The sequence below is a fragment of the Actinoplanes xinjiangensis genome (genome assembly GCF_003148685.1).
In the GTDB taxonomy this organism is placed as follows: domain Bacteria; phylum Actinomycetota; class Actinomycetes; order Mycobacteriales; family Micromonosporaceae; genus Actinoplanes; species Actinoplanes xinjiangensis.
The window spans coordinates 12,633-35,744 of record NZ_QGGR01000041.1 but is presented as its reverse complement, the minus strand read 5'-3'; the positions used below and the strand labels follow the sequence as shown (position 1 = coordinate 35,744).

Annotated in this window: 20 protein-coding genes; 8 read left to right on the top strand and 12 right to left on the bottom strand. The window is 71.8% G+C overall.

Annotation, left to right across the window (positions count from 1 at the left end; genetic code table 11):
• The first annotated feature begins 16 nt into the window (after positions 1 to 16).
• Positions 17 to 1,282, top strand: coding sequence for an MFS transporter (locus BC793_RS44855; RefSeq protein WP_109602749.1), 1,266 nt, complete (start codon positions 17 to 19; stop codon positions 1,280 to 1,282).
• Between the two features lie 436 nt (positions 1,283 to 1,718).
• Here BC793_RS44855 and BC793_RS44850 read toward each other — a convergent pair whose 3' ends face one another.
• Entirely contained in the window at positions 1,719 to 3,425 is a 1,707-nt protein-coding gene (locus BC793_RS44850) for a glycerol-3-phosphate dehydrogenase/oxidase (RefSeq protein WP_109602748.1), read from the bottom strand.
• A 23-nt stretch (positions 3,426 to 3,448) separates the two neighbouring features.
• A complete protein-coding gene (gene glpK / locus BC793_RS44845; protein WP_109602747.1) occupies positions 3,449 to 4,921 on the bottom strand; it encodes a glycerol kinase GlpK in 1,473 nt (490 codons plus the stop codon).
• A gap of 144 nt (positions 4,922 to 5,065) precedes the next feature.
• Between glpK (BC793_RS44845) and BC793_RS44840 the strand changes: the two genes are divergently transcribed.
• The 3 genes from BC793_RS44840 (at position 5,066) to BC793_RS44830 (ending at position 7,811) form a co-directional block, all read left to right on the top strand.
• A complete protein-coding gene (locus BC793_RS44840) occupies positions 5,066 to 5,827 on the top strand; it encodes an IclR family transcriptional regulator (RefSeq protein ID WP_109602775.1) in 762 nt (253 codons plus the stop codon).
• Positions 5,824 to 7,281: a glycerol kinase GlpK gene (gene glpK / locus BC793_RS44835; RefSeq protein WP_109602746.1), complete on the top strand. Its 1,458-nt coding sequence runs from the start codon at positions 5,824 to 5,826 to the stop codon at positions 7,279 to 7,281. Before BC793_RS44840 ends, glpK (BC793_RS44835) begins: the two co-directional genes overlap by 4 nt.
• 236 nt (positions 7,282 to 7,517) lie before the next feature.
• The gene (locus BC793_RS44830; RefSeq protein WP_109602745.1) at positions 7,518 to 7,811 is read left to right on the top strand and encodes a hypothetical protein; all 294 of its coding nucleotides are present in this window, start codon (positions 7,518 to 7,520) and stop codon (positions 7,809 to 7,811) included.
• Between the two features lie 39 nt (positions 7,812 to 7,850).
• On the opposite strand, the gene BC793_RS44825 is transcribed toward BC793_RS44830, so the two are convergent.
• Positions 7,851 to 8,375: a GNAT family N-acetyltransferase gene (locus BC793_RS44825; RefSeq protein WP_109602744.1), complete on the bottom strand. Its 525-nt coding sequence runs from the start codon at positions 8,373 to 8,375 to the stop codon at positions 7,851 to 7,853.
• A gap of 118 nt (positions 8,376 to 8,493) precedes the next feature.
• On the opposite strand from BC793_RS44825, the gene BC793_RS44820 reads away from it, so the two are divergent.
• From BC793_RS44820 to BC793_RS44810, 3 genes are read left to right on the top strand one after another with little or no spacing between them, the layout of a single operon-like run.
• Positions 8,494 to 9,504, top strand: a complete 1,011-nt coding sequence (locus BC793_RS44820; RefSeq protein ID WP_109602774.1) for a segregation and condensation protein A — start codon at positions 8,494 to 8,496, stop codon at positions 9,502 to 9,504.
• A complete protein-coding gene (scpB, locus tag BC793_RS44815; protein ID WP_170167356.1) occupies positions 9,501 to 10,565 on the top strand; it encodes an SMC-Scp complex subunit ScpB in 1,065 nt (354 codons plus the stop codon). Before BC793_RS44820 ends, scpB begins: the two co-directional genes overlap by 4 nt.
• On the top strand, positions 10,534 to 11,289 hold the full coding sequence (locus BC793_RS44810) for a pseudouridine synthase (protein WP_109602742.1): 756 nt from the start codon (positions 10,534 to 10,536) through the stop codon (positions 11,287 to 11,289). The genes scpB and BC793_RS44810 overlap by 32 nt, the downstream gene beginning before the upstream one ends.
• Before the next feature lie 28 nt (positions 11,290 to 11,317).
• Here BC793_RS44810 and BC793_RS44805 read toward each other — a convergent pair whose 3' ends face one another.
• The 8 genes from BC793_RS44805 to BC793_RS44770 form a co-directional block, all read right to left on the bottom strand.
• Positions 11,318 to 12,304, bottom strand: a complete 987-nt coding sequence (locus BC793_RS44805) for an ABC transporter substrate-binding protein (protein WP_109602741.1) — start codon at positions 12,302 to 12,304, stop codon at positions 11,318 to 11,320.
• A gap of 183 nt (positions 12,305 to 12,487) precedes the next feature.
• A complete protein-coding gene (locus tag BC793_RS44800; RefSeq protein WP_109602740.1) occupies positions 12,488 to 13,783 on the bottom strand; it encodes an ABC transporter permease in 1,296 nt (431 codons plus the stop codon).
• A gap of 55 nt (positions 13,784 to 13,838) precedes the next feature.
• Positions 13,839 to 14,531, bottom strand: coding sequence for an ABC transporter ATP-binding protein (locus BC793_RS44795; protein WP_109602739.1), 693 nt, complete (start codon positions 14,529 to 14,531; stop codon positions 13,839 to 13,841).
• A complete protein-coding gene (locus BC793_RS44790; RefSeq protein ID WP_239170684.1) occupies positions 14,528 to 15,505 on the bottom strand; it encodes an efflux RND transporter periplasmic adaptor subunit in 978 nt (325 codons plus the stop codon). Before BC793_RS44790 ends, BC793_RS44795 begins: the two co-directional genes overlap by 4 nt.
• A gap of 152 nt (positions 15,506 to 15,657) precedes the next feature.
• The gene (locus BC793_RS44785; RefSeq protein WP_109602737.1) at positions 15,658 to 15,897 is read right to left on the bottom strand and encodes a hypothetical protein; all 240 of its coding nucleotides are present in this window, start codon (positions 15,895 to 15,897) and stop codon (positions 15,658 to 15,660) included.
• A gap of 55 nt (positions 15,898 to 15,952) precedes the next feature.
• The gene (locus BC793_RS44780; protein ID WP_239170685.1) at positions 15,953 to 16,729 is read right to left on the bottom strand and encodes a metallophosphoesterase; all 777 of its coding nucleotides are present in this window, start codon (positions 16,727 to 16,729) and stop codon (positions 15,953 to 15,955) included.
• Between the two features lie 43 nt (positions 16,730 to 16,772).
• Complete coding sequence (locus BC793_RS44775) at positions 16,773 to 19,031, bottom strand: putative bifunctional diguanylate cyclase/phosphodiesterase (RefSeq protein WP_239170686.1); 2,259 nt, start codon at positions 19,029 to 19,031, stop codon at positions 16,773 to 16,775.
• A gap of 37 nt (positions 19,032 to 19,068) precedes the next feature.
• Complete coding sequence (locus BC793_RS44770; protein ID WP_109602734.1) at positions 19,069 to 20,412, bottom strand: AMP-binding protein; 1,344 nt, start codon at positions 20,410 to 20,412, stop codon at positions 19,069 to 19,071.
• 119 nt (positions 20,413 to 20,531) lie between these two features.
• On the opposite strand from BC793_RS44770, the gene BC793_RS44765 reads away from it, so the two are divergent.
• The gene (locus tag BC793_RS44765) at positions 20,532 to 22,268 is read left to right on the top strand and encodes an ABC transporter ATP-binding protein (RefSeq protein ID WP_109602733.1); all 1,737 of its coding nucleotides are present in this window, start codon (positions 20,532 to 20,534) and stop codon (positions 22,266 to 22,268) included.
• Between the two features lie 20 nt (positions 22,269 to 22,288).
• Here BC793_RS44765 and BC793_RS44760 read toward each other — a convergent pair whose 3' ends face one another.
• The gene (locus tag BC793_RS44760) at positions 22,289 to 22,975 is read right to left on the bottom strand and encodes an aminoglycoside phosphotransferase/kinase family protein (protein WP_203896628.1); all 687 of its coding nucleotides are present in this window, start codon (positions 22,973 to 22,975) and stop codon (positions 22,289 to 22,291) included.
• Positions 22,976 to 23,112: the final 137 nt, after the last annotated feature.

The following is a 23,112-nucleotide window of genomic DNA, read 5'->3' as shown; positions in this document are numbered from 1 at the left end:
GGTTACTGTGTGAGCGATGTCGATGTCACTGGCTGTCGCTGTGCTGCTGCTCGGCGTGGCCGATTCGATGGTCGGCTCCTACTTCGTCCTGTTCGTGACCGAGGTCGTCGGCCTCACCCCGTTCCAGACCGGCGCCTTCGTGTCGGTGCACGGCGCCGGCGGCATCCTGCTCGCGTGGCTGGCCGGGCGCGGGTACGACCGGCGCCCCTCCCGTGGATACGCGGCCGCCTCCATGTTCTCCGGGGCGATCGCCCTGTGGCTGCTGACCGTCGTCCGGTCGTACGCCTGGCTGTTCGTGCTCGCCGTCACGCTCCTCGCCGCCCTGGCCGCCGCCTTCCCGCAGCTGTTCGCGCTGGGCCGGCACCTGCTCGGTGACACTCCCCAGGCCGGCCGCTCGGTGCCGCTGCTGCGCTCGGTGTGGTCGCTGGCCTGGGCAGCCGGCCCGTTGATCGGCGCCGTCGTCCGCACCGCCGCCGGGTTCGGCGCCATCATCCGCACCGCCGCCGTGGTCCTCGCCGTCGCCGCGATCTGGGTCCTGGTCGCCGTGCCCCGTCCCGGCCCGCACCACCCACCCGACCTGCCCGGCGGCGAACCCGTCCCCAAGGTCCCGCGGACCGTCACGGTCCTCCTCACCACCGGCATCACCCTGTTCTTCACCGCGATGTTCGCCGCCTCCGTCGCCATGCCGCTCTTCGTCACCAGGGAACTGGGCCAGAACGCCTCGGCCGTCGGCGTCCTGTTCAGCGTCTGCGCCGCCGCCGAGGTCATCGCCGCCCTGCTGCTGGCCGCGGTACCGGCCCGGATCAGCCAGCGCCTGATCATCCTCACCGGCATGGGCGGCTTCGTGTTCTTCTTCGCCCTCACCGTGCTCGCCGACGACATGGGCCTGCTGGTGGCCGGCCAGGTGGTCCGCGGCATCGCGATCGCCGTCGTCGGCGCCGCCGGCATCCGCTGGTTCCAGGACGTGATGGCCCCCGCCACCGGCCGCGCCACCACCCTGTTCGCCAACGCCACCACCGCCGGCATGGTCCTGGCCGGCATCGTCGGCGGCGGTGCCGTGGCCCTGCTCGGCTACACCGGCACCCTCCTGCTGTGCGGCGCCGTCACGGTGGCCGCGACCGTCGCCTTCACCCTCGGCACCGCCCCCCAAGCCGGCCGCCCACCCACACCCCCGGCCCGTCACCCGGTCCCGCCCGCACCCCCTGCCCCGGCCCGTCGTCCGGTACCGCCTCCACGCGGCCCGGCCGACAGCGAAACCCGATCCCGAGCCGATCGAGGCTAGCGAGCGCCCGCGGCCGGGCTCTGCCGCCCGGCGGCTCCGCCCGCCGGGCTGGCTGTCACCGCTGTCTCGCGGCGCTTGAGGCAGCGGTGAGGTCCAGCCCGAAAGGGGCGGCTGGTTGTCACCGCTGTCTCGCGGCGCTTGAGACAGCGGTGAGGTCCAGCCCGAAAGGGGCGGCTGGTTGTCACCGCTGTCTCGCGGCGCTTGAGACAGCGGTGGGGCCCAGCCCGAAAGGGGCGGCTGGCTGTCACCGCTGTCTCAGCGGGCTTGAGACAGCGGTGGGGACCAGCCCGGGTACGTCGGGGGCTGGGGCCGGGTTGTTGTGGAGCGCGTCGGGTGGAACCGGCCGACGGTCGCGTGGTGGTACCGGGCCTCGCGGGCGGAGGGAGAAACGGCGGTGGTGCTCCGGCGTGCGTCCTCGCACGCCGGAGCGGACCGGTCAGGCGGCGGTGGCCAGGGAGGTGCGCCGCAGGGTGGCGTCGGCGGTGGCGTCGTCGGGCTGTTGCTGGGCGGCGAGTTCGGCGATGACACGGGACTCGTAGGCGTCGGCCTCGCGGGAGGCGTCGGCGGCGGTCCAGCCGAGGACCGGCGCGATCAGGGCGGCGGCCGCGCGGGCTGCCGCGACGCCGCGGTCCGGGGTCTCGAAGGCGATCCGGGTACGCCGGGACAGCACGTCCTCGAGGTGCCGGGCGCCTTCGTGGCTGGCCGCGTAGCGGATCTCGGCGCGCAGGTGGCCGGCGGCGCCGTCCAGGGGCAGGCCGAGGGACGGGTCCTCCTCGATCAGTGTCAGCACCTCGTCGATCAGGGTGCCGTAGCGGTGCAGCAGCTGCTCGATCACGGTGACGGTGAGGCCGGACTCGCGGGCCAGGGCGGCGCGGCGGTTCCAGGCGGCGCGGTAGCCGTCGGCGCCGAGCAGCGGGACCTGGTCGGTGCAGGAGGCGGGGACGCGGGCGGCGAGTTCACCGACGGCGGCGTCGACGGCGTCCTTGGCCATCACCCGGTACGTCGTGTACTTGCCGCCGGCGACGACGATCATGCCGGGGACCGGGTTGCCGACCGCGTGCTCGCGGGACAGTTTCGCGGTGCTGGCCGCCTCGGCCGACAGCAGTGGGCGCAGACCGGCGTAGACGCCCTGTACGTCGTCGCGGGTCAGTGGCACGGCGAGAGCCTTGTTGACCTCGTCGAGCAGGTAGTCGACGTCCTTTCCGGACGCGGCCGGGTCGGACTTGTCCAGGTCCCATGCGGTGTCGGTGGTTCCGATGATCCAGTGCTGGTTCCAGGGGATCACGAACAGGACGCTGGTGGCCGTACGCAGGATAATGCCGGTGCGGCCGGCGATGCGGTCGCGCGGCACCACCAGGTGGATCCCCTTGCTCGCGGTGATCGTGAATTCGCCGCGTTCGCCGGTGAGCATCGCCTGGCTGTCGCCGGTCCACACGCCGGTCGCGTTGATCACCGTGCGGGCGCGGATCGTCAGTTCGGCGCCGGTCTCCAGGTCGCGGGCGGTGACGCCGACGACCCGGCGGCCCTCGCGGAGGAAGCCGGTGACCTCGGTGCGGGAGGCGACGTGCGCGCCGTTGGCGACCGCGGTGCGGACCAGGAACATGGTGTGCCGGGCGTCGTCGACCTGCGCGTCGTAGTAGCGGATCGCTCCGACCAGGGTCTCCGGGCGCAGCGACGGGAACGCCTTGAGCGCTTCGACGCGGCTCAGGTGCCGGTGCATCGGCACGCCGGCCCCGCCGCCGAGGGCGAGGATGTCGTAGAGGGCCACGCCGGCACCGACGTACAGGCGTTCCCAGGCGCGTTTCTGCAGCGGGTAGAGGAACGGCACCGGCCGGACCAGGTGCGGGGCGAGTTTCTGGATCAGCAGTCCGCGTTCCCGCAGCGCCTCCCGGACCAGGCTGAAGTCCAGCATCTCCAGGTAGCGCAGGCCGCCGTGGATGAGTTTGCTGGACCGGCTGGAGGTGCCACTGGCGAAGTCCCGGGCTTCGAGGAGGCCGACGGAGAGGCCGCGGGTGGCGGCGTCGAGTGCCGAGCCGGCGCCGACCACGCCGGCGCCCACGACCAGCACGTCCAACTCGGGGCCGGACGACATGGCGGCGAGGGCCTTCGTACGGGCCTGGGGCGAGATCACTCCGGTTTTCATCTCTGATCCTCTTTTCCGGCGGGTCAGCCGACGCTGACCCAGTCGAGGGTGCGGTCGATGGCCGCACTCCATCGGGTGATGCCTTCGCTGCGCCGGGCCGCCGACCAGGACGGCTGCCAGCGCCGGTCCTCGTGCCGGTTGGCGCGCAGATCGTCCAGGGAGTTCCAGAAGCCGACCGCGAGCCCGGCCGCGTAGGCGGCTCCGAGCGCGGTGGTCTCGGCGACGGCCGGCCGGCTGACCGGGACGCCGAGGATGTCGGCCTGCAACTGCATGCAGAGGGCGTTGGCGGTGACCCCGCCGTCGACCTGGAGACAGTCCAGGGCGGTCCCTGAGTCCTGGGCCATCGCCGCGACGACGTCCCGGGTCTGGTAGCAGATGGCTTCCAGGGCGGCCCGGGTGATGTGGGCGGCGGTGTGGAAGCGGGACAGGCCGACGATGGCGGCCCGGGCGTCCGGGCGCCAGTAGGGGGCGAACAGACCGGAGAACGCCGGTACGAAGCAGACGCCGGCGCTGTCCTCGACCTGCCCGGCCAGGGTTTCGCTGTCTCCGGCCGTCTCCAGGACACCGAGCTGATCACGCAGCCACTGGACGGCGGCGCCGCAGGCGGCGATCGACCCTTCCAGGGCGAAGACGGGGGCTTCGGTCCCGAAGCGGTAGCCGACCGTGGTGATCAGTCCGTGGCTGGAGCGGACCGGGGTGGTGCCGGTGTTCATCAGCAGGAAGCCACCGGTGCCGTAGGTGCACTTGGCCTCACCCGGCTCGAAACAGGTCTGCCCGAACAGGGCCGCCTGCTGGTCACCGATGGCGGCGGCGATCGGCACCCCGGGGAGTACGGCCTCCGCCGTGCCGTAGACCTCCGCCGACGACCGGATCCGCGGCAGCATCGTCCGGGGGATCCGGAAGAGGTCCAGCAGCTCGTCGTCCCAGTCGAGGGTCGCGAGGTTCATCAGCATCGTCCGGCTGGCGTTGGTGACGTCGGTGATGTGCAGGCCACCGGTGAGGTTCCAGATCAGCCAGGAGTCGATCGTGCCGAAGAGCACCTCGCCGCGTTCGGCGCGGTCCCGGAGTCCGTTGTCGAGCAGCCACTGGATCTTCGTGGCGGAGAAGTAGGTGGCCGGCGGAAGACCGGTGCGACTGCGGACGAGGTCGGCGTCGATCGACGGGATGAGGTAGTCCGTGCGGGTGTCCTGCCAGACGATCGCCGGGGCGACCGGCGCTCCGGTGGCACGGTCCCACAGCACCACGGTCTCCCGCTGGTTGGTGATCCCGACGGCGGCCAGGTCGGCGGGGGTGAGCCCGGTGTCGGCGAGCGCCACCGCGATGGTCTTGAGGGTGTTCTCCCAGATCTCCGCGGGATCGTGCTCGACCCAGCCGGACCGCGGCTGGATCTGCCGGTGTTCCAGCTGGTGACGGCCGATCTCGCGACCGGCCCGGTCGAAGATCATGAACCGTGTGCTGGTGGTGCCCTGATCGATCGCGCCCACGTACCGCGTCACTGAACCTCCCTGTCAAACCCGCGGCTGGTTCCCACCGCTGTCTCAGGCCTGCTGAGACAGCGGTGGGAACCAGCCGGGCCGTTGGACGCGACGCTAGGGAGCGTTCGGGGGTGCGGCAACGAGGTGCGTGCGACAATGTCGCACGTGCCTGGGCTGATCCAGTCGATCGAGCGGTCGTCGGCCGTGTTGCGCCTGCTGGCGGCCGGGCCGGACCGGCTGCGCGTCAAGGAGATCGCGGACGCGCTCGGCCTGCCCAAATCCACCGCGCACAGCATCCTGCGGACCCTGGAGCACGTCGGGTTCGTCGAGCAGGACACGCGGACCGCCCGGTACCGGCTCGGCCGGGGACTGCTCGATCTGGGCTCGACCGGCATCGACGCCAACGAGCTGCGCGGCCGGGCGCTCACCTGGGCCGACGCGCTGGCCGCCCGGAGCGGCGAGGAGGTGCGGCTGGGCGTGCTCGACGACGGCGCGGTCCTCGTCGTGCACCACGTCTTCCGGCCCGACGACTCGGCCCAGTCACTGGACACCGGGATCCGGCTTCCGCCGCACGCCACCGCGCTCGGCAAGGTCCTGCTCGCCTACTCGGCGCCGGCCGCGGCCTCGGTGATGGCGGGCGTGCTCAGCCCGTACACGCGAAGGACGGTGACCGACCGCGGTGATCTCGCCCGGATGCTGACCGGGACCCGCGCCCGCGGCTGGGCCCTGTCGGTGGAGGAGTGGCGGCCCGGACTCGCCGGGATCGCCGCGCCGGTCCGCACCTCCGGCGGTCTCGTGGTCGGTGCCGTCGGCATCGCCGGGCCGGTGGAGCGGCTGACCGACACCCGGCGGCAGGCGCGGCCGGCGCTTGTCGACCACGTGCTGGCGGCCGCCCGGTCGATCTCCAGAGATGTGGCCGGGTCATGAGTTACGTGCTGGCGGTGGATCAGGGGACGACGTCGACGCGGTGCATCCTGTTCGACCGGCGGGCGACGGTGGTGTCGGTGGTGCGGGCCGAGCATCCGCAGTCCTATCCACGGCCGGGGTGGGTGGAGCACGACGCCGCCCGGATCTGGCGTGACGTGCGGCGGCTGATCCCGCAGGCGCTGCGCGACGTGGATCCGCCGGAGGTGGCGGCGATCGGGATCGCGAATCAGCGGGAGACCGTGGTGCTGTGGGACCGTGCCACCGGCGTCCCGGTGGCACCGGCGATCGTCTGGCAGGACACCCGCACCGACGTCTCCACCATCGACGCCGACCTCGTGAAGAGCCGGACCGGTCTTCCGCCGGCCACCTACTTCTCCGCCACGAAGATCCAGTGGCTGCTCGACAACGGTATGCGGGACCGCGCCGAACGTGGCGAGGTGCTCTTCGGCACGATGGACAGCTGGCTGATCTGGAACCTCACCGGTGGCCTGCACATCACCGACGTGACCAACGCCAGCCGCACGATGCTGATGAACCTCGCCACCCTCGACTGGGACGACGAGCTGCTGGACCTCTTCCGGATCCCGCGGGCGATGCTGCCCGCGATCAGATCCTCCTCCGAGGTGTACGGAACAGCCGAGACCGTGCTGCCGGGGGTGCCGATCGCCGCCGCCATCGGTGATCAGCAGGCGGCCCTGTTCGGGCAGACCTGTTTCGAGCCGGGTGAGGCCAAGTGCACCTACGGCACCGGTGGTTTCCTGCTGATGAACACCGGCACCACCCCGGTCCGGTCGCGCCACGGACTTATCACCACGGTCGGCTACCGGATCGGTGGCGAGCCGCCGGTGTTCGCCCTGGAGGGTTCGATCGCGATCGCCGGCTCGCTGGTGCAGTGGGTCCGTGACGGGCTCGGGCTGATCGGCACCGCGTCGGAGATCGAGACGCTGGCCGGGACGGTGGACGACAACGGCGGCTGCTACATCGTGCCGGCGTTCTCCGGGCTCTACGCACCGTACTGGCACAGTGAGGCCCGGGGTGTGATCGTCGGTCTCACGTCGTACATCACCAAGGGGCATCTGGCCCGCGCGGTGCTGGAGGCGACCGGCTGGCAGACCCGCGATGTCGTGGACGCCATGAACGCCGACTCCGGGCTGGCCCTGACCGCGCTCAACGTGGACGGTGGGATGACCGCCGACAACCTGCTGATGCAGATCGTCGCCGACTTCCTCCAGGTGCCGGTGGTCCGCCCGCTGGTCGCCGAGACCGTGTCGCTGGGCGCCGCCTACGCGGCCGGGCTGGCCGTCGGCTATTGGTCGGACCTGCGGGACCTGCGCGCCAACCGGCACCGGGCCGGCCGGTGGCGGCCCACACTGGACTCCGGCCGGCGCGAGCGGGAGTACGCCCGGTGGCGCCGCGCGATCGACTGCGCCGTCCTCTTCAGCCGCGAGGACTGACCCGCACCGTCCACACCGGTCACCCGACGACGTGTGTCACCCGGAGTCGTAATTGTGTGCGGCTCCCGGCTTTCGGCGATGTGTGGATCGCTGCGTGAGATCAACCGGAAAACAGAATGGTGAACATCTCACTTCGGTCTCGCCAACCCCAGATTTCGCGGCGGTGTCTATAGTCGCGTCCACACACACGCGCGCCGGCCGGGTCGCGTGAGGTACATCTGTGAGAGGAGGCCGACGTGGCGAAGACCAAGGAAAAGGCCAAGAAGGCGGTAAAGGTCGAGGCTGCGCCGGTTGAGCCGGTGAAGGCCGAGAAGGCCAAGAAGGCCAAGAAGGTCGCGCCGGTCGTCGAGGCGCCGGTGGCCGTCGAGGCCCCCGCCAAGGCCGCGAAGAAGGCCAAGAAGACCGCGCCGGTGGCCGTCGAGGCTCCGGCCAAGGCCGCGAAGAAGGCCAAGAAGACCGCGCCGGTCGTCGAGGCGCCGGTGGCCGTCGAGGCCCCCGCCAAGGCCGCGAAGAAGGCCAAGAAGAAGTGATCTGCCGGGCCGTCGCGCTGTTCGGCTCGACGGCCCGTTTCACGGCGCGTTCGTGAACAGTTCGCAGGTCATGTTGTAGTACTCGTCGGTCTGGCCCAGGTGGCGCATGCCGAGTCGCCGGCACACCGCCTGTGACGCCGTGTTCTCCGGCCACGTCACGGCCAGCACCGGGGCGACGCCGGAACGGGCGGCGTACGCCATCACCGCGTTGGCCGCCTCCGTGGCGTACCCCTTGCCCCAGGCGTTGGGGTGCAGGTGCCAGCCGATCTCGGTCTCCCCGGCGGGGAGCAGTCTCTCGCCGGAGGCGAGGAGCGGGACCAGCAGCGCCGTCCCCAGCAGGTGGCCGGTCGCCCGGTCCTGGATCGCCCAGATCGTGTGTACGTCGTCCTGCCGCGCCCGCCAGCGGGTGAGCGTCGCGACCGCGTCCTCGTGCCCGGTCAGCACACGTGGTGCCGAGCCGAGGAATCGGACCACCTCCCATCGCGAATACATGTCGAGAAGGAAGTCGACGTCCTTCTCCTCCCACTCGCGAAGAAGCAGCCGAGGTGAGATCAGTGACCGCATCGCCGCAGCGTAACCGGGATCGCGAGGAAATGTAACCGGCCGGTAACCCGTGCGCGGAGCAACCCCGCCGGGATTATGACGTTGGAGAAGCGTGCACCCGGAGGAACTCGTCACAGGCATGGTCTACGGTCGGCACGTGCTTGAAGAGCCCGCCCCGTCGCCCCCGGACCACGGCGATGCCGCCCCGGCCGTCGCACCCGCCGGTGTGGAGATCGAGACCAGCGGATTCACCGTCCGGCTGGACAACTTCACCGGCCCGTTCGATCTGCTGTTGCAGCTCATCGGCAAGCACAAGCTGGACGTCACCGAGATCGCGCTGCATCAGGTCACCGACGACTTCATCGCCTACATCCGGGCCATGGGCGACGACTGGGACCTCGGCGAGACCAGTGAGTTCCTGCTCGTCGCGGCGACCCTGCTGGACCTCAAGGCGGCCCGGCTGCTGCCCGCCGCCGAGGTCGAGGACGAGGAGGACCTGGCGCTGCTGGAGGCGCGTGACCTGCTCTTCGCCCGGCTCCTGCAGTACAAGGCCTACAAGGAGGCCGCCGCGCACATCGCGGAACTCGAGGCCGCCGGGGCGCGTCGCTGGCCGCGGCTGGTCACCCTCGAGCAGCGGTACGCCGACGCGCTGCCCGAACTGGTGCTGGGCATCGGTCCGGAACGCCTGCTGAAGATGGCGCTGAAGAGTTTCCTGCCCAAACCGGGGCCGCCGCAGGTTTCCATCGCCCACATCCACCAGGTGCGGGTCAGTGTCCGTGAGCACGCCAACCTGCTGCGTGATCGGCTGCGGCGGGCCGGTGTCGCCACGTTCAGCCTGCTCATCGCCGACTGTGAGAACACCCTCGAGGTGGTCGCCCGGTTCCTGGCGTTGCTGGAGCTCTACCGCGAAGGGCTGATCGACTTCGAGCAGCCGGTCTCTCTCGACGAGCTGACCGTCCGGTGGATCGGCGGGGACGGCGAGGTCGAACTCGAGGTCGACGACTACGAGGGCAGCAAACCGGCAGAGGACGATACCGGTTCGGACGATCCCGCGGCCGCGCGGCTTGACTCGGACGCCCCGGATGGCGATCTTGGCACGGGTGACGACGAGACCGCGGACGGGCCGGCGGCTGTGGAGGAGACATCGTGAGCAGCGAGGAGCGTCCGGAGTCCCTGGCCGCGCAGGCGGCGGCGTGGGTGCCGCCGTGGGAGCGGCGGCGGGAGCCGGACCGCGAGTACCAGGCGGAAGCCGAAGCGGCCGCCGCACTCGAGCCGGCGCCCCCGCAGGAACCGGTCGCCGAGGCGGAGCCCCAGCCGGCCGCCGAGGCCGAGCCCGAGGTCGAGCTCGAGGTCGAGCCCCAGCCGGCCGCCGAGGCCGAGCCCGAGCCGGCCGCTGAGCCCGAGGTTCAGCCCGAGCCGGTCGCCGAGCTTGAGCCCGAGGTCGGGCCTGAGTTGGAGTCTGAGTCCGAGCCGGTCGCCGAGGTCGCTCCGGAGCCGGAGCGGGCGGCTGAAGTCGAGCCGGAGCCCGAGGCGGAGCCGGAAGTCACACGGCCGGAGCCGGAGCCCGTCGTGGTGGCCACGGTGCCGTCGCAGCCGCGGCGGCCCCGGAACGCCGTTCCCGCGGTGGCCGAGAGCATGTCCCGTACCGCCGTCGCGGTGATGATGGACGACGCCGAGCTGGCCGCCGCGCTGGAATCGATCATGCTGGTGGTCGACGAGCCGGTCGGTGAGCTCCAGCTGGCGCAGGTGCTGGAGCAGCCGGTGGAGCGGATCGCGCGGACGCTGGAGAACGTGTCGGCGCGGTACACGGCCGCCGGGCACGGGATCGACCTGCGGCGGGTGGCCGGCGGGTGGCGGCTCTACACCCGCCCGGAGTACGCGACGTACGTCGAACGGTTCGTGCTGGACGGTCAGTCGGTGCGGCTCACCCAGGCCGCCCTGGAGACACTCGCCGTGGTCGCCTACAAACAGCCGGTCACCAGATCCCGTATCTCGGCCATCCGCGGTGTGAACTGTGACGGGGTCATGCGTACGCTGGTCACTCGCGGCCTGATCGAGGAGGTCGGCACCGAGCCGGAGACCGGGGCATACCTGTACCGGACGACGCCGTTGTTCCTCGAGAAGCTGGGCCTCAACTCGGTCGACCAGCTGCCGCCGCTCGCCCCGTTCCTGCCCGACGATGTGGAAGAAGTGCTCGATGCCTCAGGCTGACACCGCCGAACGCCTCCAGAAAGTCCTGGCGGCGGCCGGTGTTGGATCCCGGCGCGCCTGCGAAGATCTGATCTTCCGGCGGCGCGTCACCGTCAACGGCCGGGTCGCCAAGCTCGGCGACAAGGTCGACCCCGCCACGGCGGAGATCCACGTCGACGGGCAGCGGGTGATCACCAACACCAAGCTCGTCTACGTGGCGCTGAACAAGCCGCGTGGCGTCGTCTCCAGCCTCGACGACGAGAAGGGCCGCACCGAGCTGGCCGACTTCCTCGGCGCGAACTTCGAGCAGCGGCTGTTCCACGTGGGCCGGCTCGACGCCGAGTCCGAGGGGCTGCTGCTGTTCACCAACGACGGCGGGCTGGCCCACAAGCTCATGCACCCGTCGTACGAGATCAACAAGACCTACCTGGCCGAGGTGGTCGGGCCGCTGCCGCGCACCGTCGGCCGTGCCCTGCAGAAGGGTATCGAGCTGGAGGACGGCCCGGCGAAGGTGGACTCGTTCCGCCTGGTCGACGCGATCGGCAAGACCGCGCAGGTGGAGATCGTCCTGCACGAGGGCCGCAAGCACATCGTCCGGCGGATGATGGACGCCGTCGGTCACCCGGTGACCCGGCTGATCCGTACCGCGGTCGGCCCGATCCGTCTCGGTGACCTGCGGCCCGGCGGTTTCCGTCACCTGTCGCCGGCCGAGGTCGCGGCGCTGTTCAAGGCTGTCGGCGACTGACCTGCGCGCGATGCCCTGCCGGCCGCTCTCAATAGGTGCGGTCGAGCAGGGCGTCACCGGCGGTCTCCATGTCGAAGACCGCCTTGTCCGACTCGATGCGCTTGGGCACCCGGCCGCCGTGGAACAGGTCGACGACCACCGACATGAGCGGTTCGCCGATTTCCGGGCTGCATTCGACGACGAAGGTGAGTTTGCGGTCGACGAGGCCCTGAAGGGCTGCTTTCGTGCCGTCGACGGTGACGATTTTCGGCGCTGTTCCCGGCTTCTTCCCGGCGGCTTCGAGAGCGATGACAGCGCCCAGGCCCATGTCGTCGTTCTGCGCGAAGACGGCGTCGATCCGCTTGTTGCGCCGCAGTAGTCTGCGCATCGCCGATTCGCCGCCGTCCTTGGTCCAGTCGCCGGTCTCCTCATCGATGATCTTGAGGCGGCCGGTCTTGGCGGCGGTGGCGGCGAAGCCCTGGGCCCGCAGTTTGGTCGGGGTGGCGCCGGTCACGCCGAGGATCTCCACGACGTTCACCGTCCCGGACGTGCCGGCGTAGTCGTTCTCCAGGTAGATGGCGGCCAGATTGCCCTCGGAGGCGAACTCGGCGCCGATCGAGCTGGCCCAGAGCGAGGTGTCCTTCTCGTCGATCAGGCGGTCGGTCAGCACCACCGGGATCCCCGCGCCCCGGGCCCGGCGCAGCACCTCGCCCCAGCCGGTCTCGACCACCGGGGCGAAGGCGATCACCGAGACCTTGGCGTCGATGAACGCATGCACGTCGGCGATCTGTTTCGCCGGGTCACCCTCGGCGTCCTTGAAGTTCAGGTCGATGCGGTTGCGCTCGGCCGCCTTCCTGATCGACGCGGTGTTCGCCCGCCGCCAGCCGCCCTCGGCGCCGACCTGGGAGAAGCCGAGGACGATCGGGCCCTTCGGGGCGTTCTGCAGGTCGATGCCGGTCGGCTCGTCCCTGCCGCAGCCCGCCAGCAGCGTGCCGACGCCCGCCGCGGTCAGGGTCACGAACGAGCGTCTGCGCATGGCGGGGCCTCCGTCGGTTTGAATTCAGAAGATCAATTCCGGAACGGATGTTGACGATAACAACGCGATTATCGTCGCTCTACCCCTCTTATTGAATTGTCGGCCTTCACTGTTTCACTAATGCTAAGTGATGATTTTTCGGGGTGATCCCGGCATCGGTGGCATACACCGATGCCGGAATACTCAGGCCCGCATCACCGTGGCGATCGGGATCCCGGCCGCACGGATGGCCGGGACGAAGCCGCCCAGCACGCCCGCGATCAGCCCGGCGATGACTCCGGCCACCCCGGCGTCCCAGGGGAACTCCATGCCCTGCAGGAACGGCTGCGATCCACCGGCCAGCGTCACCAGCGCCTTCATGCCCAGCACGCTCACGCCGATCGCCAGCGCCGCGGTGAGCAGGCCGGTGATCAGAGTCTCGGCCAGCACGATCCCGGCCAGCAGGGTCCGCGGCGTGCCGACCGCCCGGCGCAGCGCGAACTCCTCGACCCGCTCGCCGACCGTGGCCAGGCCGACGTTGAGGATGCCGGCCACGCCGATCAGCAGGACCAGCCCGGCCATCGCCAGGAAGACCAGCCGCATCAGGGCCAGTTGTTCCTCCTGGTCCTCGCGGGAGTTGACGGTACGCACCATCGGCTCCACACCGAGCGCCCGGAGTTTGGCCGACAGCACCTGCTCCACCGGGGTGCCCGCGGTCATCAGCACCCGGACCTCGCTCATGTTCGGATCGATGAGCCGGGCCGCCGGCACCCAGTGGCTCAGCTCGTCCAGCCGGACGTAGGCACGCGGCTGCTGGTCGCCGTCGTCGACCACGCCGATGAAGTGCGGCGTCATGTTCGCCGACGCACCCGTCACCCGCATCTCGGCGGGCACCTGGTACTGCTCGAAACCGACCGCGGCCGCCTTGTTGAGCACCAGGCGCGGGGCCAGCGACGGCATCGTGGAGAAGTCGAGCCACTCACCCGACTGCGGACGGTACGGCCGGTACTTCCGGACATCGCCGGTGAGCGCGGTCAGGCGTACCTCAATGGCCTGGCCCTTGGGTTGGATCTCGGCGGCCGGCAGTTCCCGGCAGCCTGTCTCGTCGCAGGTCATCGGCGGGCCGGGGTCGCCCCACGAACCGTCCAGCGGTACGCCGCCCTCGTTCACCGGCCGCACCCCGGGCTCGCCGATGATCGCCTGCATGCCGGTCATCGCCACCGCGTCGGACCGGCCGGCGACCGTGGTCGTGACGACCGGGCCCAGCTGCGGCGACGTGCCTCCGATGTCCATCACCACGGTGCCGTCCAGGCCCTCGAACAGCTCCATGTCGGCCAGCAGTGCCCGCTCGGCGATGCTGGCACCGGCCTGCACCACGACGACGGCGAGCACCCCGAGGAAGAGGCTCACCATGGACAGCAGGGTCCGCGTCTTCCGCGACCGGATGCCCTGGAGGCCGATGATCAGCGCCGACCGGGCCCGTCCCGAGAGCCGCATCATGCCGTGTCTCCGAGGTCCCGTGGCAGAACGCGCGCATGCCGTTCGTTGCGCCCGGTCATGACGTGACCAGCTGTTCGGTCAGCACGCCGGCGTCCAGGTGCAGGAGGCGGCCCATCCGGGCGGCGTGGTCACGGTCGTGGGTGACCAGGATCAGGGCGCAGCCGCGGGCGGTGACCGACTGGAGGGCGTCGATCACCAGCGTGCCGGTCTCGGTGTCCAGGGCGCCGGTCGGCTCGTCGGCCAGCAGGATCCGCGGCTCGCGGACGAGGGCGCGGGCGATCGCCACCCGCTGCTGCTCGCCGCCGGACATCCGGGCCGGCCGGTTCTTCGCCAGGTGCGCGATGCCGACCTCGTCGAGCGCCTGCATGACCCGGGCCCTGCGCTGCCGGCGAGGCAGCCAGCCCTGACCGTTGACCAGCGCCATCGCCACGTTCTGCGCGGCGGTCAGATGCTTGAGCAGGAAGAACCGCTGGAACACGAAACCGAAGTGCGAGCTGCGCAGCTTCGCCGCCCGACGCTCGGGCAGCCGGCTGATGTCGGTGCCGGACAACAGGTAGGTGCCCTGGTCCGGGCGGTCGAAGAGGCCGAGCACGCTGAGCAGGGTGCTCTTGCCGGACCCGGAACGGCCGACGATGGCCAGGCTCTCGCCGGGGTGCACGTCGAGGCTCACCCCGTCGAGGATGGTACGGGGCTGCTCCTGCCCCTTGAGCACCTTGGTGATCCCGGTGAGCTGGATCAGTGCGGTCATCCGGTCACCTCGCCGGCCTCCGGGGCGGGCAGGTTGGGCCCGGGGACCGCGATGGTCTCCTTGCCGGTCAGACCCTTCTTGATCTCGACGACCTTGCCGTCGGAGATGCCGAGGACCACGTCGACCGTCCTGCGCTGCTTGTCCTCGCCGACGATGTCGACCTTGCCCCGGCCCTGGAGCCCGGCGACCGCCTCGACCGGCAGCACCATGACGTTCTCGGCCCGCCCGGTGATCACGTCGAGTGTGACGTCGGAACCGTTGATCAGGCGGACCTTCTCCGGGGCCGTGCAGACCAGCCGCAGGCCGGTCGCCTCGGACCCCTCGGGAGCGGCCGGCCCCCCGGTATCGGACGACACCGGCGGCGCGGCCGACGGGTTGACCGCCGGCGGCGTGGTGGCGGCCGGCTCGGGCTCCGGGAAGGTGCCGGCCGGCAGTGCGGCGATGGTGCCGACCGGCTCACAGTCGAACGGGCCGGGACCGTTCTTGATCTGCGCCTTGATCTGCTTGACCGCGCCGGAGATCCGGTACGCCTGTGCGCTGTCGATGTCGGCGGTGATGCCGTAGCCGGCGTGCCGGGCGGACACCACCGGCATGCCCTTCGACACCGGGGAACGGTCGGCCATCAGCCGGCCGGCCATGGTCGCGCCCTCCGGCACGTACACCTTGCGCGGGGTGTCGCCGTCCCACACGGTCGCCACCCAGGTGTCCCGGCTGACCGCCACCGTGGTCGGCTGGCGCTCGGTGAACCGCAGCTCGCCCTCGGCGGGAGCCACGATGCCGAAGACCGGGTTGATGCCGACCTTGCCGGCCAGACTGATCTGGTTGGTCAGGTCCTGGCGGGTCGGCTGCACGGTGGTGAGCACGGTCCCTCTGGCCTCCAGCTGCGGCGTCGACGCCGTCTCGGCGTCGGACGTACAGCCACTGAGGACCAGCGCGGCGGCCGAGGCGGCCACCACACCCACACGTCTCTTCACTCGCTACCCCGTTCAGCGTCGATTCCGGACAGACCGGCATCGACGATGGTGTCTATGAGCCGGCGGGGCAGAACGGTACCGTATGGTCGCAACCATGGGGGAACGGCGGTCCACGACCGCCGGGTGAAGGCGCCTGTCGAGGGGGCCGGGTCTCAGTCCTGCGGGTAACCGTGCGCGACCAGCACCGCCAGCAACCGCTCGTCCCAGCCGATCTCGTCGGCGTCACGCCACTGGTGGCCGCGGGGACACTGCCAGTTGGGTGGCTGCGCCGGCATCATGCAGCCGCCCAGCGCCAGCTCCCCGTGGCTGGCGGCGGCCTGCGCCTCCGCGGCCGGCAGCCCGAAGATCAGCGGCACTCCGGCCGCACCGCACTCGGGACACGAACAGCTCATTCTCCGGACGGTACCCCTGTCCGGCGGGTCCACACCCGGGTAGCGCCCGACGAGATCAGAGCAGACGGGTGACGAGCAGGTCGCCGCCCTCGAAGACGCCGCCGTCGATGGCCAGGACACGGCCCCCGCCGTACCGGAAAGGTCGTCGCGCCTCGGCCCGGCTCAGGCCGAAGCAGCTGATCAGCGTGCTGTGACCGTGCACGATGAGCGAGCCGCCGAAGGCGGCGAGAAGGAAGTCGGCGGCCTCCGGCGAGTGCAGCTCGCCGCGACCGCTGATCAGGAAGCAGAAGGTCAGCCACTCGCCCGGGTCGGTGCTCGCCAGGTGCCCGGCGACCGCCTTGTTCACCGCCTCCACGGTGTCACCGAACTCCAGATAGCGGGTGCTGTCGCAGTGCATCAGCAGGTGACCGTCCACCAGCGCCATCGCCGGCAACCCCCGCAACCAGTCCAGATGCCCGGGCGTCAGGCGGCGCATGTCGTCCTCGCGCCCGCCGAGGGTCGTCCAGGCGCCCCGGTAGCCGTCCGCGCGCGCCGCCCAGCCGGGCACCGGCGCCGACCCGAACCGGTGGGCGGCCAGCAGATGCGCCTCGTGGTTGCCGAGCAGCGCACCCACCTCACCACCGGCCGCCGCGGCCTGCCCGGTGAGCCTGCGGATGTCGTCGACGACGCCGATGCCGTCCGGGCCCCGGTCGAAGTAGTCGCCGAGCACCCACAGGCGGGCGTCGGCGCCGCACCAGTCCCCGGCCGCGTCGATCAGGCCGGAGTCTCGCAGGGCGGCCCGGAACTCGGCACGATGGCCGTGCATGTCGCTGGCGGCAAAAAGGGGGCGCACGGGGCGGGACTATAACGCGTCGATGTGTCGATGAGGTGCAGAGTCACGGGGTGAGAGCCGGGGCGGTGAGCAGCGCTTCGATGTCGGCGGCCGGCACCGGGCGGGCGAAGTAGAAGCCCTGTGCGTATCGGTAGCCGAGCGCGTGCAGACGGTCAGCCTGATCGCGGGTCTCCACACCCTCGGCGACCGCCCGCAATCCGAGAGTGCTGGCGATCGTGCTCAGCGACGACGCGATCGCCTCCTGCTCGGCGGTGCCGTTGAGATCGTCGATGAACGACTTGTCGACCTTGAGCGTGGTGACCGGGCAGGTCCGCAGCAGGGTCAGTGAGCTGTGCCCGGTCCCGAAGTCGTCCAGGGCCAGGCCGACGCCGAGTTCGCGCAGCTCCCGTACCGTCTCGAGGGCCGCGCCACCGGCGAAGACGGCGGTCTCGGTGATCTCGATGGTGATCCGGTCCGGGGTGAGCCCGTGCCGGCGCAGAGCCTCCGCCACCAGGCCCGGCAGGTCCGGGTCGAGCAGCTGCCGGGCCGACACGTTGATGTTGACGCGCGGGCCGCCGGCACCGTGCCGGTGCTGCCAGGCCGCCGCGTCGGCGCAGGCCTGGTCGAGGATCCAGGCGCCCAGGTCGATGATCAGGCCGCTGTGCTCGGCGACCGGGATGAACTCGGCCGGAGAGATCACCGGCTGGTCGACGGGATGCCAGCGGACCAGCGCCTCGACCCCGGTGACCAGGCCGCTCGGCAGTTCCACGATGGGCTGGTAGAGCAGGCGGAACTCGCCGTTCTCGAGACCGCGGCGCAGGGCGGCGGCCAGCTCGGCGTGGTGCTGGGCGGTGGCGTCCAGGGCACTGCTGTGCTCGCGGGCCCGGTCGGCGCCGGTGTACTTGGCCGCCTGGAGCGCCAGCTCGGCCCGGCGCAGCAGGTCCGGCACCTCGTCGCCGGCGCCGGTGGCCACCCCGGCGGTCACCGTCACCAGCAGGTCGCGGGAGTCCACCCGCAGCGGGGTACGGAACGCGTCCACCAGCTTCTCGGCCAGTGCGGTGCCGCCACCGGGCATCAGCACGCCGAACTCGTCGCCGAGCAGCCGGGCCACCACCGCGGCGTCGCCGGTGACCGCGGTGACCCGTTCGGCGGCGGCGCGCAGCAGGGCGTCGCCGGTCTCGTCGCCGAGCCGGTCGTTGAGCGCCGCGAACCCGTCCAGGTCGCAGACCGCGACCGTGGTCCGCTCGGTCCGCCGGGCCAGCGTGGCGGTGAACAGGCGACGGTTCGGCAGCCCGGTCAGGTCGTCGAGGTGGACCTGGTCCTCCAGGCGGTCCAGGAGCACGGCGTTGTCCAGCAGCGCGAGCAGCTGCCGGGTCACGACGAGCACGGTGAGCACCACCGAGCCACCGGCCAGGCCGGGCGTCAGATAACCGAGCCGCAGGGTCACCACGATCAGCAGGGTGGCGACCGCGGCGACCGCGATGTACGGGACCAGGCCGATGTTGCGCCACGCACCGCGCCGCCGTCCGGCCGGGGAGGACTGCGCCGCGGCCGGGCGCCCGGAGGCGTTCACCCGGTCCTGGACCCACGCGGCGATCGCGACGATCAGGGCGGCCACCGGCAGCGACGCCACCGACATGTCGAGATGCGGCCACGGGGCCATGACCGGCGCCAGGATCCAGGAGACGGGCGAGATCAGCCCGATCGGCGCGAGCGTCCACAGCGCGGGCGCCAGCGCCGGGCCGGCCCCGGCGACCCCCGCCTTGATCACCGCCGCCACCGCCGCGGATCCGGTGATCATCACGATCAGCAGGAACGTCGCCGTGGCCGTGCCGCCGGTGGCTGGGTTCGCGGTGTACCAGAGGAAGTGGCTGAAGACGATCGCCGCCGCGGTCGTGACGATGGCCATGTCCAGGCCGAGCGCCAGCGAGGACCGCCAGGTGCGGCGCGGATGCGGCAGACGGATCACCGCGACCATGGCGAACCCCGCCGCGGCCGCGAAGCAGACCGCGGCCACCGGATGCAGCGCCTCGGAACGATCGATGAACAGCCGGCTGATCAGCTGCACGACGCCGCCGGCGGTGAGGAAGACCCAGGTCGACGTGAGCCGCCGCCAGAAGGCGTGCACCACGGCGTCTCCGGTGGCCGCGGCGATCCGGCAGGCCACCGTCGCGGTGACGGTCGCGCCGATCGCGGCCGGCCAGAGCAGCCACGGCGGCACCGGGCGCAGCGTCCCGGCCGCGCCGAACGCGACGGCGACCAGCAGCCAGACCGCCGCGAGGGCGAGCACGGCAGCGGCCGGGCGAAGGGAGGGTCTCGTCACGAGCACTGAGATCGGCAGCCGGGGGTACCGGGTTGAGTCAATCCGCGAGGAGCAAACTCTTCTGCACCTTTCCCATCGCGTTGCGGGGCAGGCTGTCGACCAGGTGCACGGCCCGGGGGCGTTTGTGCACGGCCAGCCGCCCGGCCACGAAGTCGATCAGATCGGCCGGCGCGACCGGGCCGGCGACCACGAACGCGGTGATCTGCTCGCCCAGGTCCGGATGCGGCATGCCGACCACGGCCGCCTCCCGGACGGCCGGGTGCAGCAGCAGGGTGTCCTCCACCTCACCGGCGCCGACCCGGTAGCCGCCCGTCTTGATCAGGTCGGTGGACGCGCGGCCGACGATCCGGTGCCATCCGTCCGGGCCGACGGTCGCGACGTCGCCGGTCGGGAACCAGCCGCCGGTCAGCTCGGGTGGGCGGACCCCGCCGGGCGACAGGTAGCCGTCGAGCAGGGTCGGGCCCCGTACCTGAAGGTGGCCGATGGTCTCACCGTCGGACGGCAGCGGCGCGCCCGACTCGTCGACCAGACGGGTGGTGACGCCGGGCAGGGGCCGGCCGACGTGGCCGGCCCGGCGCTCGCCGTCCGCGCGGGCACTGACCGTGATCAGGGTCTCGGTCATGCCGTAGCGCTCCACCGGGGCTCGTCCGGTCAGGGCGGCCAGATCGTCGAAGACCGGGACCGGGAGCGGGGCGCTGCCGGAGACCAGCAGGCGGGCCGGGGCGAGGGCGCGGGCGGCGGCCGGGTCGCCGGCGATCCGCGACCACACGGTGGGTACGCCGAAGTACATGCTGCCCGGGTTCGTGGCGTACGCCTGCGGGGTGGGCCGGCCGGTGTGGATCAGCCGGCAGCCGAGTCGCAGCGGGCCGAGCACGCCGAGGACCAGCCCGTGCACGTGGTAGAGGGGGAGCCCGTGGACGAGGGTGTCCCCGGCGGTCCACTGCCAGGCCGCGGCCAGGGCGTCCAGGTCGGCGGCGATGGCCCCGGGCGAGATGACGACGCCCTTGGGGGCGCCGGTGGTCCCGCTGGTGTAGAGGACGAGAGCGGCGTTCAGCGGTTTCCGTGCGACCGGCAGTTCGGCGAGGTGCCCTCCGGAGAGCAGCCCGGCGGCACCGGAGTCCCGCAGGATGTGCTCCCGCTCCAGGTCCCCGGCATCGGGCGGGATCGGCACGATCGGCACCCCGGCCAGCAGCGCCCCGGTCACCGCGACGACGGTCGGCAGATCGGGCGTCGCCTCCACCGCGATGATCGGCGCACCCTCGATCCGGTCGGCGACCCGGGAGGCCTCCTCCAGTAAGGCGTGCCGGGACAGCGAGCCCGACGGGGTGACCACCGCGTCCGGCAGGTCGGCGTCTTCGTACAGCGAGGCGAGCAGGCGCATGACCGGATCCTACGAAAGGACGACCGCCCGCCCCCTTGCCGCGCTGGCGTCCCCGAGCGGTCGTTGTCGCCGTCCGAGACGCCTGCCTACCGTCAGATCTCCTGGTGAGAGGGGACGGCATGGCCGGATGGCGGGACCTGGTCCGGCTGGCCCACGGCTACCGCGGCCCGATCGCCGGCGCCGCCGCCCTCAGTCTGCTCGGCACCCTGCTGGCGCTGACCCAGCCTCTGCTGGCGCGGGCGGCCGTCGACGGAGCCGCCGCCGGTCATCTGCGGTGGCCGGTGCTCGCCGCGCTGGCCGCTCTCTTCGCCGCGCAGGCGTCGGCTCTGGCCCTGGGCCGGTACGTGCAGGCGCACACCGGTGAGGCGATGACCCGTGACCTGCGCCGCACCCTGACCGGCCATCTGCTGCGAGTCCGGATCGCCGCCTTCGACGCCGGCCGGATCGGTGACCTGATCGCCCGGGCCTGCGGGGACACCGCCGTGGTGAAGACGCTCATCGCGCAGAGCCTCGGCACCGGCCTGGCCGGGCTGATCGGGCTGGCCGCCGCCGTGGCGCTGCTCGCCTGGCTGGACCCGTGGCTGCTGGCCGTGGTGGTCGTGCTGTTCGGCAGTTCGTTCGGGGCGCTGCTGGCCGTGGTGCGCCGGGTACGGATCGCGTCGCATACCGCCCAGAACGCCGAGGGCGCACTGCTCGCCGACCTGGAACGGGCGCTCGGCGGCATCCGGCTGGTCCGGGCCTGCCGGGCCGAACCCCTGGAAGCGGAACGGCTGGACACCTCGGCCGCCCGTGCCCAGCAGGCGAACCTGCGGATGGCCGGCATGGTCGCGCTCAGCGGCCCGGCCAACGACCTGGCGGTCAGCGGCGCGTTCCTGGCGGTGCTGCTCTCCGGCGCCACCCGGGTGTCGTCCGGCGCGATGACCCTCGGTGACCTGGTCGCGTTCACGCTGGCCATGACGTATCTGGCCGCGCCCGTCTACGAGATCTTCCAGGCGGTCAGCGCGGTCCAGCAGGGGTCGGGGGCGCTGCACCGGATCAACGAGGTGCTCGCGCTGCCGGTCGAACGGGACCGGCCGGTCGCGGTCGCCGTGGTCGGCGGCGGCACCCGGCGGGCCCGGCCGGTGCTGGAGTTCCGGGACGTCTGGTTCGGCTACCGGTCCGCCTCACCGGTGTTGCGCGGCGTCGGATTCACGGTGCCGGCCCGGGGGCAGGTCGCCCTGGTCGGCCCGTCCGGCGCCGGCAAGTCGACGATCTTCGCCTTGGCGGAACGCTTCTACGAACCGGATCGCGGGTCGGTGCTGCTGCACGGGCGGGATGCGCGGTTCACCTCGTACGCCCGGCATCGCGCCGCCGTCGGTCTCGTCGAACAGGACAGCCCCCTGCTCGCCGGCACGCTGCGCGACAACCTGCTCTACGGTGCCGGGCCGGTCACCGACCGGGACCTGCGCCGCGTGCTGGCCATGACCGGCCTCGCGCGGGTCGCCGCCGACCTCCCGGCCGGTCTGGACACCCCGGTCGGCGACCACGGCCGGCGTCTCTCCGGGGGCCAGCGCCAGCGTGTCGCGATCGCCCGGTGCCTGCTCGCCCGCCCCGCCCTGATCCTGCTCGACGAGCCGACCGCCCACCTCGACCCGGACAGCGAACACGCCCTCACCGCCACCCTGAACGAGGTCGCCGAGGAGTGCGCCCTGATGGTCATCGCGCACCGTTTCTCCACCGTCCGCTCGGCCGCCCGCATCCTGGTCGTCGACGGCGGCGTCATCGCGGCCGCGGGCACCCACGGCGAGCTCCAGCTCTCCAGCCCCTACTACCGCCGCCTGACGGCGCGGACCGAGACCCTCCAGCGGTACGCGTGACGCCGCCGGCGACCGCGCTGTCAGCCGGGGAAGGTGGCGAGTTCCTTCACGGCGGTGGCCAGGCGCAGGTCGAGGCCGGAGTGGATGAGCTCGCGGCAGTCGTGGTCGCCGTCGGTGGCGAGACGGCGGATGTCGTGGATGGCGGCGCTGATCCGGTCGCGTACCTCGCGGATCATGTCGGCGGCGCTGCCGCGCCAGCCGTACGCGTCGAGCAGCATCCGCAGGCGGCGGGGACGGTCGGTGAAGTCGGTCCAGCCGTCGGCGTCGGCGTCGCTGCGGGCGGTGAGCGGCACCCAGGCGAAGGCGGTGAACGCCAGGTCGGCTTCGCGGCTGACCGGGCCGGCGAAGTCCCAGCCGACGAACCCGGTCAGGCGGCGGCCGGCGCGGGTCGCGTTGTACGGCGCCGCGTCGTTGTGCCCGATGATGAGGCCCGGTTCCCAGATCCCGCCCTTGCGCCAGACCGCCCCGGCCGGGGGCACGAAGTCGGCGACCGCTTCGTGGTACTCGCGCAGCCATTGGGCGACCTGCCAGAGAGTGTCGTCCTCCCGGGCCCACTCGGGCCAGGGCAGGGCGGCAGCGGCCGGGTCGCCGTCGACCGGTGGGGCGCCGTCGAATCCGGAGTCCTCGAGATGGCGCAGCAGGGCCCGTACCGCGGGGGCCCAGGGTTCCTCGACCGGGACGCCGGGTAACTCCGCGTCGATGTTCATGATCAACCTCCGGGATGGACGGTAGCCCGGAGATCATCGATCATGCATCGGCCTGTTGTCCGACCGGAATCTGCCGGATGAAGGAATCCATGCAGGTCCGTGTCTCGCAGCTCACAGCGCGGCCACGAGACACGGAT